The organism is Okeania sp. (assembly GCF_035285525.1).
Classification (GTDB): domain Bacteria; phylum Cyanobacteriota; class Cyanobacteriia; order Cyanobacteriales; family Microcoleaceae; genus Trichodesmium.
In genome coordinates, this window is sequence record NZ_JAYKGW010000162.1 from 37,538 (window position 1) to 52,047 (window position 14,510).

Genomic DNA, 14,510 nt, shown 5'->3' on the forward strand with positions numbered 1-14,510 from the left:
CATACTTCCCAAACCCTATTTATAATTGCTATACTCATAATATTTTTCTTAAAAAACTTTTAACCAAATGATAATTTATCTTTTAATATCACTTAACTATTGGGAGATATCCTGTTCTCAGAAAAATATGGAAATTTCCCAAATAGAACAATATGCCAGAAATTCAACTACAAATACTTCATGCTGCTGACCAAGAAGGCGGTATACCAGCAATACAAGATGCTGTTAACTTTTCAGCAGTTATGAACGGTTTAGAAAATGATGGTAATTTTGAAAATACTTTAAGATTATCCTCTGGAGATATTTATATTCCCGGACCATTCTTTAATGCTAGCGCAGAAATTTATGGCGAACCAGGTATTGGTGATATTCTCATCAATAATGTTCTTGGGTTTCAAGCAGTTGCTTTTGGCAACCATGAATTTGATCTAGGAACAGGAACCATTGCTAACCTACTGGCAGCAAACCCTGAAATTACAGGACCTGGAATAGGTGAAGATGGTTTTGTTGGTACTCAGTTCCCCTTTCTCAGCACTAACCTTGATTTTAGTACAGATGAAAATCTGGCTGGTTTTGTTGTACCAGATGGTGAAGCACCTGAACCAAATAGCATTGCAGGTAGCGTTGTTATAGAAATAGGTGGAGAACAAATAGGTATTGTCGGTGCAACCACCCCCAGTTTATCTGTGATTTCTTCTCCTGGTGATGTTGGTGTCACTCCTGGAAATAGTAGTGATATTACAGCTTTAGCTGGAATTATTCAAGAAACAGTAGATGAATTAATTGCTAACGATATTAACAAAATCATTCTGCTAGCACACATGCAGCAAATTAGCATTGAAGAAGAATTAGCAGAAATTCTCGAAGGTGTTGATATTATCATTGCTGGTGGTTCCAATACTCTCCTCGCAAGAGAAGATGATATTCTCAGAGATGGAGACAGTCGTCAGGGTCAATATCCTCTTGAATTTACATCTCCTAGCAATGAACCTGTATTAGTTGTTAATACTGACGGTAACTACAAATATGTGGGTCGCCTCATCGCTAACTTTGACGACAATGGTATTATTACTGCTTTCAACGAAGAATTAAGTGGTGCTTATGCTACTGATGATGCAGGAGTTGACCGAGTTTTTGGAGAAGATGTCGATCCAGCAGCAGAAGCTGACCCCGTAATAGTAGCTGTAACAGAAGCTATTAATGAGAATGTTGCTGATAGAGACAGCAATGTTTTCGGTGCAACAGATGTATTTATCAATGGTACAAGAGGAAATGTCCGCACTGAAGAAACTAACTTAGGAAATCTAACAGCAGATGCAAATTTATTTGTTGCCAAACAATATGACCCTAATGTAGTAGTTTCTCTGAAAAATGGTGGCGGTATCCGCGATAACATTGGTCAGTCATTTATTCCTGCTGGTGGTACTTCTGATGATTTAGTACAGTTGCCTCCTGCTGGAAATGATTTTAAAGCAGAAGGACAAATTTCTCAACTAGATATTGAGAATACCCTCCGTTTCAATAACGAGCTAAGTCTCCTCACAGTTACAGCAGAAGAATTAAAGCAAATTCTTGAGCATGGTGTAGCAGCAACAGCAGATGGCGCAACTCCCGGTCAGTTTCCACAAGTTGGTGGTCTTGCTTTCAGTTTTGACGCTACTCAACAAGGAATAGAACTTACTGAAGATGCTGACGGAAATGTTACGGGTGTCGGAACTGATGGAGAGCGCATCAGAAGTCTGGCGATTAAAGATGAGAATGGAGCGATCGCTGATGTTATAGTTAGTAATGGTGAAATCGTCGGAAACCCAGACCGAGAAATTCGCCTAGTAACTCTCAACTTCCTTGCAGGTGGAGGAGATAGTTATCCTTTTGAACTATTTGGCGAAAATCGGGTTGACTTAGTAGGTGAAGATTTACCACCGGGTGCAACTAACAATGCTGACTTTGCTGCCAACGGTTCCGAACAAGATGCTCTCGCTGAGTTTTTAGCAGAAAATTTCCCTGCTGATGGCGATCCTAGTTTTACAATTGAAGATGTTCCTCCAGAGCAAGATCAACGAATTCAAAATTTGTCTGCTCGCCAGGATACGGTCTTAACTATTCGAGGTACTGCTGATAATGGTCGTTTAGTTGGTAGTATTGATGAGGATACTATTATTGGTGGTCGCGGTAATGAGTTGATCTTTGGTCGAGATGGCGACGATCTATTACAAGGTCGCCTTGGTAATGACCATTTGTTGGGTGGTGCTGGTGACGATACTCTCAGAGGTGGTCAAGGACGCGATCGCCTCAATAGCGGTCCTGGAGATGACGTCATGACTGGTGGCGCAAGCATTGACCGTTTCATCTTTAACACAAATCAAGCTTACAGTCAAGAGGATTTAGGTCAAGATACTATTACTGATTTTAATCCAGATCAAGATATCATTCTTTTAGACAGAACAACTTTCACTACTATTGGGGATGGGGATAGTTTTGAGGATGTGTTTGCTACTGTCACCAATAATGGTGCTGCTCGTACCAGCGATGCTGTAATTGTTTACAATACTAATAACGGTAATCTATTCTATAACCAGAATGGTAGTAATGGTGGTTTAGGTAGTGGTGGTTTATTCGTTACTCTGGAAGATGCACCCACACTTGACCCTGATAACTTTGTGTTCAGAGGGTAAGAAAATGGGGAGATGAAGAGATGGTGAATATGGAGCTATTTTTCTACCTTTTTCCCTATTAGACATCTCCAGAACAGGACTTACGCATGAACAAAATCTTGGCGTTTGAGATTGCTTTCCTCCGGAATGCTCCGCAAACGCACCTCGTGAGCAATGACAGAAATAGGTTGCGCGTGCGTAAGTCCTACAGAAATAAAAAATAGAATCAATTCTTATCTATAAATCATCAATTACTTCTCCCTATTCCCTGATTTGGAGGAGATGTCTATTGTATTTATCAATCAGGACTTACGCATTAGAAACCAATTTTGGTCATTTGAGATTGCTTTGCACCTCGTGAGCAATGACAGAAATATGTTGCGCGTGCGTAAGTCCTGACTTTGAGCTGTTGGACACCTCCTGCAATTTGTAAATATTAAGTGCGCACATTGCTATATATGAAGCGGAGCGTTGGGCTAGTAAATGGCGATTTGTCCATACAGGTGGTATATAATTTCATTTTTTTTGCTCAAGTACCAATCTTTTTAAAAAATAGACAACTTAATTTTTTCTCTTCCAGAAGAATATTGAATTAGATTATTAAAAAGTAATCTTTTACTATGACTATCTCATAGTTTTTCCTCCCCTCTTTCAAAGCTATGCTTGATAAACATCTTTCTTCAGATAAAACTTAGAGATTAGAGAGAAATTATGTATCGATTATTAAATGGGTATTGCCGGAGAATAAACGTATTTAATCAGCAAATTTTCATAATCAATTATTAACTATTTATTATTAATTATTGAAATCCCTCAAAAGAATTTTCAGTGGTTCCACTTATCAACTACCAAATTATAAAGTTTATTAAGCTAAATCAGATAATTTTCATCAGTATAATTGCGATTTTCCAGTTTTTTTTGAGAAAAATGCTACAAAAATACTAGAAATCAACATAGATTTGTGTTTTTTTGGTAAAGATAGTTATTAGCTATTGCTTTTTATATATGAGTGGTGCATGATATATAAATAAGGGGCGTACAAACCACGTCTAAAGAAGACATATATTAATTTTCGTACTTAAGTTCTATCAATTAAAAATTACTAAAACTGGAGAACAAAAATGAAAACTACAAAACTTACTTCCCCATTATCTAAAGCAGCTATATTTGCCAAGACTGCATTGCTCGCAACTGTCGCTTTAACAGGCAATGTAACTTTTGCGGAAGCAGCTAGCTTTACTAAACTCGATTTTGATACAGATTATCACGGAAACACACTTGAAGCAGGCACTATTGTTAATGGCGGTCAATTTAATAATAGTGACGGTGATAGAGGTACTAATCCATGGTTTCACCAAGGAAAAGGGGTGAAGGTGAGAAGAAGAGGCAGCAACTCCGACAAAGGTCTCACCTTATTTAACAGTAGTTGTGAGCCTAATGCTAATAATTACAGTGGTTATAATGGTTTTACTAATGACTGTACTGGCGGTGACACAGACTTAGCAACTGGAGGAAATTTGAACACTCGGGCGCGGGGTAATGTACTGATTGCTCAAGATAGTGGTAGACAAGGCATAACTGATGGAAAGTTCTCAGATCCAGGAGATCAAGGAAACGGTAGTAAAATTGAGTTTATATTTGATGAAGGTGTTGCATTAGGAAATATCGAATTCCTTGATTTTGATAAGACAGATGCTAATAAAATTAAACTCAAAGCTAAAGGGGAAAACAACACCATCCTAGCAGATTATACATTTTCAAGATCGACAGGAGAAGTAACAGATAATTTAACAGGACAAGTTTTTTCTAATGCTGTGAATAAGATTAATGAAGATGTAGCTTTTACAGGAGAGGAACTTACTGGCAATGCTTACGTTACATACTTTTTAGCCAATCAAGATGTAGTTCCTCATAAATATGAGAACTCTGTCTGGGATTTTTACTTTAATAAAGAATTAGAAGGAGTCCGCAAATTAGAAGTTGACTTTAATGGTATAAGTGGCGCTATCTCTGAGCTATCATACGCAAAATTGTACGAAGATTTTACTCATAAACCAACAGAGCGTGTACCAGAACCTGGTAGTATTGCAGCTTTAGCATTCATCGGTGGTGGAATGTTCCTCTCCCGTCGTCGTCAGTCTAATTAAGAATTTCTCTTATACATATATTTTATGATTGTATCTACCTATGAATTGTATCTACCTTGAAATTCTAAAACATAATATTTCTATAACTGGGATTCTCCTCAAAGCTAAATCAGGAGAGTCCCAGTATTTTTTTGATTCTATAGCAACCGCCAAGGTAGTTAGGACATATTAAAAGCCTAAAACCCAGACAAAGCTAGATTTTTCCTTCTGCTATATTAAAGAGCGATCGCTAATCTTACGGTTCCCGATAAATCAGATTAAGTTTGGCAGCATTAGGGTCGTCATATCAAATCCGCTAGCTACGGTTCCCGATAAATCAGAGAGAGTAATATAAGAAACTGGGTTTGTAAAAGATAGATTTTATAGAGTGGAGTATTTCAAACCAACCTGGTTTCTGCGCTTTTTATACTAATACTACCGAATTTGATATGAGATGGGAAAATATAGAATAATTTTGCAGTATAAATAGTATGAAATATTGTTTATACCAAGCCAGTTATTTTGACTTGAAAAAAACTTTCAGTATTATCACTTATATTAGTTATGCAACTTAACCAATACTAGAAACTACTTCATTTAGCCCGCATTCCATACCATGACACGACAAAAGTATTATAAAACAGATTGCGTAGTATGTATTTTTGCTGATAATTTCTATGATGATTACCATGCAAAGCTTTGAATGGCAATTATAAATTACTACATATTGTCGTACTGAATGTGGTTTTTAAGCTAAGTACAGGTAATTGTCATCAGTATGATCACGAGGTTCCAGGTTATTTTGACAAAAAATATCTACTACTAAAGACTGATTTGTGTTGTTTTGGTAAAGATAGCTACTTGGCTATTGCCATTTAGATTGGAATAGTGCATCATATAAATGTGGGGTTAAGCAAGCCAAATCAAAAGTCAAGAAAGCAAACATCTTGATACTTATATGTCAAATAATACTAAGTTCTAAAAGTTATTAGAAACAAAAAAAGCTAGCAGAACTTGTTGAAAAAAAATACTTTGGTTTCTGCTTTAAATTCTGGAAGTTAAAAATTACAAGACAAAAAATTAGGAGAATATCTAAAATGAATAAAACTTTATCTACTCTAGTTAACTCTTCTTTATTAGCTGTGGGTTTAGCAGCAGGTTCCTCTTTAATTGCTGCTTCTAGTGCTAATGCTTTGAAACTAGATTTTAATGCTTATTATGGTAGTACCAATGATCCTGCTACAGGTGCTTCTGCTGAAGTTAAATTTGACTTTTTAGACGTAGGCGATGGTACAGTTAAATTAGATTTGAATATCACCAATAACACTGGTAATGTTATATCAAAATATCAGGGTAATGATATTAATACTGACGGAGCAACTGCTTCTAAGTTCATGGGTTTTGGATTAGATTGGAAGGATGGCGACCTAGCTGACGTGTTTGGTATTACTTCAAGTGATTACACTAAAGACCCCGACAACTACTTTGGAAATATAGTATTTGACGACAATACAATTAAAGGTGGCATTCAGAATGGGATTTATAACGGTACACAATTTAACGATATTACCTTTGACATTGGTTTCAGTCAGGGAAACAGTTTAAAAAATGGTCAACCAAACAAAGCTTTGGCTCAAGGGAATACAACTACAGTATCGTTGATTCTTGATTCAGATATGGACGCAAATGCAACAGAACAGTGGTTTAAAGATGCTTTCGCAAATAAAAAAATCAATGCTGGCGCTCGTTTTCAAGCAGTTAATGCTGGAGCTGGAAGTGATAAGCTACTTGGATATGTATACGAGTTTAGTAAAAATGATCCACCAGTTCGTGTACCAGAACCTGGTAGCATTGCAGCTTTAGCATTCATCGGTGGTGGAATGTTCCTTTCCCGTCGTCGTCAGTCTAATTAAAAACTTCTTTTTTTTTATATAATTGTATCTACCTTTAAATTCTAAAAATTAATAATTCTATAACTGGGATTCTCCTCAAAGCTAAATCAGGAGAGTCCCAGTATTTTTTTGTATAGCGCTGTGCGCAGGGAACAGGGAACAGGGAACAGGGAACAGTGGGAAAAGTGGGAAGACAAGGAAGAGGGGGAAGATAAGGAAAAAGCATCTCAAATGAGAGATTCATAATTTCTCACTTTTGTCAAGTTTTACAGCGCTTTTCACTCTCGATGAACCACATCACCATAACCAAAATCTTGTAGGGACGTTGCTTGTAGGGACGTTGCTTGTAGGGATGTTGCTTGTAGGGACGTTACTTGTAGGGACGTTGCTTGTAGGGATGTTGCTTGTAGGGATGTTGCTTGTAGGGACGTTGCTTGTAGGGACGTTGCTTGTAGGGACGTTGCTTGTAGGGACGTTGCTTGTAGGGATGTTGCTTGTAGGGACGTTGCTTGTAGGGACGTTGCTTGTAGGGACGTTGCTTGTAGGGACGTTGCTTGTAGGGACGTTGCTTGTAGGGACGTTGCATGCAACGTCCCTACTGTGGTTTACTGAAAGGATGTTTATAAAGCATAGCGCGTCAAAGGGGGGGAGAATATTCAAAGTCCTCCTATCCATTACCCACATAATTATTTACAATCTTGAAATCCTTATTAGTTAATAGTTTCGAGATTTAAAAACAGCAGACGGATTGACTTGTGCCAGTATCTATGCTGCCTACCTAATACCGTTCTTTCCCAGACCCCTGATGCCTAATCCTTGCTCTTTGAGAAATGTTAACTAAAGATGTGGGTAAAGCATAGCTTTCAAAGGGGGGGAGAATATTCAAAGTACCCCTGACAAGGGGGGGAGAACATTCAAAGTACCCCTTTCAAAGGGTGGGAGAACATTCAAAGTACCCCTGACAAGGGGGGGTGAACATTCAAAGTACCCCTTTCAAAGGGGGGGAGAATATTCAAAGTACCCCTTTCAAAGGGGGGGTGAATATTCAAAGTACCCCTTTCAAAGGGTGGGAGAACATTCAAAGTACCCCTGACAAGGGGGGGTGAATATTCAAAGTACCCCTTTCAAAGGGTGGGAGAATATTCAAAGTACCCCTTTCAAAGGGTGGGAGAACATTCAAAGTCCCCCTGACAAGGGGGGGTGAATATTCAAAGTACCCCTTTCAAAGGGTGGGAGAACATTCAAAGTCCCCCTTTCAAAGGGGGATTTAGGGGGATAATCAATTATTTATTATCAAGACTTGTGACTTCTGAATTTTGACTATTGATATTTCAATGAAAATTATTAGTTTTTGGGAATCTACAAGTCAAAAGATCAAAGTTAAAATATTATTGAAATTAAATATAGAACTTACGCAAACTAATCAATAAATCAGGTTTATTGCCTTAGTTATTGTCCTTCCAACGACGAAGTTTCTTTGATAAACCTGATTTCTGCTTAAGTCCTGAAATATAAATTAAGATATGGCCAATAAATGGTCTATACTTAATTTATCAAAACATCTCTTTGATGGACTAACTGAAGAAACTATGTAATCAAACTTATGCCAGTTAAGCAAAATCAATTCACAATTCAATTCTGGGGCGTAAGAGGCAGTATTGCTTGTCCAGGTTCAGAAACAATCAGATATGGGGGCAACACTCCTTGTGTAGAAATGCGAGTTGGTGGACATCGGTTGATATTTGATGGTGGGACTGGTCTACGAGTTTTGGGTCAATCTCTTCTCTCTCAAATGCCCATAGATGCCCATCTTTTTTTTACTCATACCCACTGGGACCATATTCAAGGTTTTCCCTTTTTTGCACCTGCTTTTATTAAAAAGAATCATTTCAAGATATATGGTGCAGTTGCCCCTAATGGAGCAACTATTGAACAAAGACTTAATGACCAAATGCTGAATCCTAATTTTCCCGTGCCTCTACAAGTTATGGGAGCAGAACTTAAATTTTTTGATCTGGAAAGAGGTATCCCAATTAAAATTGATAATGTAGTTGTAGAAAACGCTTTGCTGAATCATCCAGGAGAAGCAACAGGATATCGTGTTAACTGGCAAGGACATTCTGCGGCTTATATTACTGACACAGAACATTTTCTAGATCGCCTTGATGAAAATGTTTTATTTTTGGCTCGTCAAGCAGATGTTTTAATCTACGATGCGACTTATACTGATGAAGAGTATTACTCAGAAAATTCTAGTAAAGTAGGTTGGGGCCATTCGACTTGGCAGGAAGCTGTAAAAATTGCTAAAGCAGCTAAAGTGAAAAAATTAGTAATTTTTCACCACGATCCTTTACACAATGATGACTTTTTGGATCAGGTGGGAGAGCAAGTGGCTGAGAAATTTCCTGATAGTTTGATGGCAAGAGAAGGTCTGTCAATTCAATTAATTTCTCCTATAAATAATCAAGAAAATAAGTCAACGAATACTGCTAAAAAAGTGATAATTTCTGATTAGTTCTAACTTTGTTGATGTACTAACAAAAAATAATTAATGATTACCTCTTATTACTAAACAAGAGGATTTGCTAAAAAGAATTTTTGTCTTTTTTCTCCATGAATGGAGAGGGCTTATACCTTAATTAATTTTTCGGTAAAAAATGACTAAATTAAGTGAAAGTATTAAAACGTGTGGGTAACTTCTTCTTTAGTTAAGGCTTTAACTCCAACTGTTGTTGCCTTGGGAAACTTTGATGGTTTACATCGAGGACATAGGCAAGTAATTAAACCAATTTTAAATAATATAAATAATGGATTAAATTCTCTTTCTGTACGTTCATCAAAGTTGGCAATAGCTACAGAAATAGAGGAGGAGAAAAAGCTACAATTTTTATATCCAGAATTAAAAGTTTCATCATCGAATTACCAACATGAATTAGATAATAATAATGATAAGTCAGAGCCAAAAATTTATTCCACGGTTGTTACTTTTAATCCTCATCCCCAAGAATTTTTTAGTGGAAAACCCAAAAAGTTGTTGGCTCCAATAACAGAAAAATTAGCTCTTTTGGAAGAGGTTGGGGTTGAACAAGTAGTATTATTGCCCTTTAATCAACAATTGGCAAATTTAACTCCTATTCAATTTGTAGAAGAAATTTTGGTAAAAAACTTACAAGCCTGTAGAGTAAGTGTAGGATGGGATTTTCGTTTTGGTAGGAATAGGGCAGGAAATACAAAAGATTTACAAGCGATCGCTAATAATTACAATATAGATGTGACAATAGTACCTTTATATAGTTGTGAAAATGGGGAACGTATTAGTAGTTCAATAATTCGTCAAGCTTTAGAAGCAGGAGACCTGAAAAAATCAAATCGTTTATTAGGTCGCCCTTACAGTTTAGTTGGTGAAGTAGTTCAGGGACAAAAATTAGGTAGAAAATTAGGATTTCCCACAGCAAATCTCCAGTTACCGCCACAAAAGATTTTACCTTGTTTTGGAGTTTATGCTGTAGAAGTCTATATTTCTAGTGAGAAGCAACCTCAAGAAATATTTTCAGGCGATCGCCCCTACATGGGTGTGATGAATATTGGTTGTCGTCCGACATTAAATGGTTTAGATCCAACTGTGGAAGTTCATATATTAGATTGGTCTCAAGATTTATATGGTAAAACTTTAACTGTAAATTTGATAGAATTTTTGCGACCCGAACAAAAGTTTGCTTCTCTAGATTTACTAAAGGCTCAAATAAATGAAGATTGTCAAGGTGCTAGAAATATACTGAGAAATCAAACTAAGTAATTATGCCAAATAAATTTCTAGTTGTAGAGTAGGATTGTTATAGTTATAAGAAATCATTCCTGAGAAAAAATTGTAGGGATTTGGTCTCTAAATCTTTTGGGGTTTGGTCTCCCAACCCCAACCCAAACCATCAAATATTACAACCTATTTAAGGCTAGAAAAAGTGCAACTTTTTCAGATAAAATTACCAAAAAGTTAAGGTTTTAAACAAACCATCAAAAAATCAAGGAACAATTATTCCCTCTACTATCTCTTTCTTCTCATCCTTCCCAAATTTCCCAAACTTCCCACACTCTGTTTTATTGAACAAACCCTATGATAGAATTTTGTTTGAGAATAGGTATAGGTTATAGTTTTTGCTGGAAATGATCAACTTTTTGATTATCTTTCATCTGGCATTACTGGCCTTCCGAAATCTCTCTACATTAAATTCCTATTTTGGAGGTCAATCATGTCGGTTTACGTCGGAAATCTTTCCTACGATGCAACAGATGAAGATATAGAGAACGTCTTTGCTGAATATGGTACAGTTAAACGAGTTCAAGTTCCTAATGATCGGGAAACAGGTCGTGTTCGGGGCTTTGCTTTTGTAGAAATGGAAACTGAAGATGAAGAAGCAGCAGCAATAGAAGCACTGGATGGTGTTGAATTTATGGGACGTAATCTCAAAGTTAATAAGGCCAGGCCACGAGAAGAACGAGGCGGTAGAAGATAGGGGTATTCTGGTGAATATTAACTATGAGACATTTCCAATAATCAAAAATAAAATCAATTATCACCCAGAAATTATTAATTATTTCCTCTGATTTCTTATTTTATAGAGATATTTATTAAGGAATGGGCGACCTATAGAAATTGTTTTTGTAATGGTGATTTTGATGAATCTTTCCCAAACTTTTCCGCTGAAAAGTTAAGATTTGAGACCCAATTATTTTCATAATTTGTGTTAGTTAAATGAGATTTAATTCAAGGGAGCGGAATTTTTTTCTAAGTGCTCCCTGTTTCCTGTTTCCTGTTATATGATTTTTTTTGATGAGTATAGCGATCGCGCTGATATTTTAAGTATTACAAGGCTAAAGCCATGAGGAAAGAAATTTTCTTGGCTTGAGATTGCTATCCTGACGGACTGCTTCGCAAACGCACCTCGCGGGCAATGACAGAAATAGGTTGCGCGTGCGTAAGTCCTATATTATATGAAATTAGCTTTATTAGCCTCATTATCAATTATCCATTATCAATTCTTTCTCCCTATTCCTAGCGCTATATTAATAATTTTATGAAAGAAAGTATTGAGAAACTAAAACAAAATCTTAGTCAAGCTATTGTTGGTAAGGAAGATGCTATCAAATTAGTATTAGTAGCATTACTTTCAGGTGGTCATGTTCTTTTAGAAGATGTTCCTGGTGTAGGTAAAACTTTACTGGCAAAATCTCTAGCTTATTCTATCGCTGGAAAATTTCAGCGAATCCAATGTACTCCCGACTTACTACCGACTGATATTACTGGTACTAATATTTGGAACCCCAGCAGTGGAGAATTTCAATTTTTACCTGGTCCGGTGTTTGCAAATGTATTATTGACAGATGAAATTAATCGTGCTACTCCCCGTACTCAGTCTGCTCTTTTGGAAGTGATGGAGGAAAAACAGGTGACAGTAGATGGGGTTTCCCGTTCTGTTCCTAATCCATTTTTTGTGATTGCAACTCAGAATCCTATTGAGTATCAGGGGACATTTCCCCTACCGGAAGCACAAATGGATCGTTTTACTTTGTCTCTGACATTAGGTTATCCTACAGAGTCGGAAGAACTTCAGATGCTAAAAAGAATTTCTGAAGGTTCCGAGGTTAGTCAGTTAAAAGCTTGTATTACTTTGGAGGAAGTAAAAGAGTTGCGTCGTTTGTGTAGTTTGGTAAAAGTAGATGAGTCATTGCAAAAGTATATTCTGAGGTTGGTGAGAGCAACTAGGGAAGATGAGGACATTACCCTCGGTGTTAGTCCTCGTGGAACAGTTGCTTTACTTCGAGCAACTCAAGCTTTGGCATTTCTGACGGGAAGAGATTATGGTATTCCTGATGATGTCAAGTTTCTGGTTCCCTATGTACTTTGTCATCGCTTGATTCCAGCAGGGGGAAAACTTAGTCAAACAATAGTGGAAAGATTACTCAGTTCTGTTACGGTGTCCTAACCCAGTGTAACACAGCATTCCCGACTGTAACAACCAAGATGGTTGTGTTACGACTCATGACTGTAACACAGTATTCCCGGCTGTAACAACCAAGATGGTTGTGTTACGACTCATAAATGTAACACAGCATTCCCGGCTGTAACAACCAAGATGGTTGTGTTACCGAAATTGGTGTAAAATGCGTATTAACTTACTCCCTCTATAAACTTTTCTGTTTATCCCTAGCAAATTTCAATAAATTTTGAGCTTCTTGATAATAAGTTGTTCCTGGTTTCACATTCTCTAATTCATTAATAATAGATTGAATCGTACCAGCAAGTAAACCCTGGTTAGGATCGTCATCGCGAGCATACTTTTGCCAATCTGCTATCAAATTTTTAGCTTTGTTAAAAGCTTTCTCTGACTCTTGTTGTAATTGTATGCGGAGTTTCGTATTAGCTAGATTAACTTTATATTCGGCTAATTTTTTCTGTGCTTCCAAATAATTAGGGTTATCTGCTGGTATTTTCTCCAACTGACTAACTGCTTGTTCCCATAAAGTCGCCACCAGTTGCCACTGTTGTTCTAGATGGGGACCATTTTGAGCAGCTTTAGCTGCTTCAAAACCAAATTTTTTAGCTACTTCCATGAGATTGAAACTATGCTGACTTCCCTCAGCTAAACCTGCTTCTTTTTGGAAATCTCGCTTAGTAGCTGCCAATTTAGGTTTTACCATTTCTCCAGCGAGAGTAGTAGGTGGAATTTGTTCTAATTTATCTATTGCTCTTTGCCACTGAGCGATCGCTTGTTGTTTTTCTGTAAGAGTTGTTGTTTGCTGATACTGTTGTTTAGATATTTCAATAGTTTTTTCTGCTTCTTGTAACAATGTTTGAGCATTTTTTTCTTGAAACGCTTTTGCTTCAATTTTTCCTACTCTTTTTCTGGCAGTTTCAAATTCATCTAGGGTGAATTTCCAAGAACAACTAAAGAAGGTACAATACCCTTGGGGATAGTAACCTAAAAACCAAACTGGTAATTGATCTAAGTGTTTTTGTGCTTCAGTAACTTTTTCGGTTCCCAAGTTAATATCAGCGTTAGAAGTTGCTTGATTAATTAGTTGATCTGCTTGTTCAATTTTAGCGATCGCCTCTCGATAATTACGATCCATATTTATATAGCTTGGTAACAAAATTATTGGTGCTATTTTTGCCACAGGTTTACGAATCATAGGATAGGGTAAATTTGCTACCCAAACTATTCCTATTATTCCTACTAATGTGGGAGGTATCCAAGCAATTTTCGTCAATATTCCTGGTGGTTTATTTGCCTTAGCTGCTTTCTGAATAACTGTGTCACTAAAATTAGGAAATTGGTCTTTTATTATATGGTTTAACTCTTCTGCTTTGAGGGGTTCTCCTGATTGCAATAGTAACTTATCCAATCTTCTTATTACTATATCTTTTCCTACTTGCCCAACCAAATCTTCTTGGGCGCATTTGTTAATTTCTACTTCTAATATTTTATAGGCTCGGTTATATAAACGTAACATATTTTTAGTTATAGATTACTACCTTTTTTAGTTTAAGCCTAATTTGTTTATTAGTCATTAGAAAAAATCAGGAAAGTAGTAGACTGTTTTATTTAAAATTATGCAATAGTAGGGGCAGGTTTTAGCTATAATTGTAATGCTTATTATAGGATTTATATAAACCCGCCCTAATGCACAAAAAAATTAGATGTGTCAGCTATTGGTAGGGTGTGTTTTGCTACGGGACATATAAAGCCTATCTCGTAACTGAGCAATACTCCATATATAGTGCCTTTGCGTAAGTCCTGATTTATATAAACCCGCCCTAATGCACAAAAAAATTAGATGTG

At 36.8% G+C, this 14,510-nt stretch carries 9 protein-coding genes; 7 read left to right on the forward strand and 2 right to left on the reverse strand.

What is annotated here, in order from left to right; genetic code table 11:
• Window positions 1–152 precede the first annotated feature (152 nt).
• From VKJ25_RS15415 to VKJ25_RS15425, 3 genes are all read left to right on the forward strand, one after another.
• Window positions 153–2,675 carry a bifunctional metallophosphatase/5'-nucleotidase gene (locus VKJ25_RS15415; RefSeq protein WP_324237519.1) on the forward strand — a complete coding sequence of 841 codons (2,523 nt, stop codon included), beginning with the start codon at window positions 153–155 and terminating at the stop codon, window positions 2,673–2,675.
• Window positions 2,676–3,775: 1,100 nt separating this feature from the next.
• On the forward strand, window positions 3,776–4,801 hold the full coding sequence (locus VKJ25_RS15420) for a PEP-CTERM sorting domain-containing protein (protein WP_324237520.1): 1,026 nt from the start codon (window positions 3,776–3,778) through the stop codon (window positions 4,799–4,801).
• A 1,076-nt stretch (window positions 4,802–5,877) separates the two neighbouring features.
• On the forward strand, window positions 5,878–6,693 hold the full coding sequence (locus tag VKJ25_RS15425) for a PEP-CTERM sorting domain-containing protein (RefSeq protein WP_324237521.1): 816 nt from the start codon (window positions 5,878–5,880) through the stop codon (window positions 6,691–6,693).
• Window positions 6,694–6,950: 257 nt separating this feature from the next.
• On the opposite strand, the gene VKJ25_RS15430 is transcribed toward VKJ25_RS15425, so the two are convergent.
• A complete protein-coding gene (locus VKJ25_RS15430) occupies window positions 6,951–7,262 on the reverse strand; it encodes a hypothetical protein (protein ID WP_324237522.1) in 312 nt (103 codons plus the stop codon).
• A gap of 1,013 nt (window positions 7,263–8,275) precedes the next feature.
• Between VKJ25_RS15430 and VKJ25_RS15435 the strand changes: the two genes are divergently transcribed.
• From VKJ25_RS15435 to VKJ25_RS15450, 4 genes are all read left to right on the forward strand, one after another.
• Entirely contained in the window at window positions 8,276–9,187 is a 912-nt protein-coding gene (locus VKJ25_RS15435) for an MBL fold metallo-hydrolase (protein ID WP_324237523.1), read from the forward strand.
• 171 nt (window positions 9,188–9,358) lie between these two features.
• Complete coding sequence (locus VKJ25_RS15440) at window positions 9,359–10,468, forward strand: bifunctional riboflavin kinase/FAD synthetase (RefSeq protein ID WP_324237524.1); 1,110 nt, start codon at window positions 9,359–9,361, stop codon at window positions 10,466–10,468.
• A gap of 451 nt (window positions 10,469–10,919) precedes the next feature.
• Complete coding sequence (locus tag VKJ25_RS15445) at window positions 10,920–11,183, forward strand: RNA recognition motif domain-containing protein (protein ID WP_324237525.1); 264 nt, start codon at window positions 10,920–10,922, stop codon at window positions 11,181–11,183.
• Window positions 11,184–11,744: 561 nt separating this feature from the next.
• Entirely contained in the window at window positions 11,745–12,653 is a 909-nt protein-coding gene (locus VKJ25_RS15450; protein WP_324237526.1) for an AAA family ATPase, read from the forward strand.
• A gap of 199 nt (window positions 12,654–12,852) precedes the next feature.
• On the opposite strand, the gene VKJ25_RS15455 is transcribed toward VKJ25_RS15450, so the two are convergent.
• Window positions 12,853–14,181: a hypothetical protein gene (locus VKJ25_RS15455; RefSeq protein WP_324237527.1), complete on the reverse strand. Its 1,329-nt coding sequence runs from the start codon at window positions 14,179–14,181 to the stop codon at window positions 12,853–12,855.
• Between the last annotated feature and the right edge of the window lie 329 nt (window positions 14,182–14,510).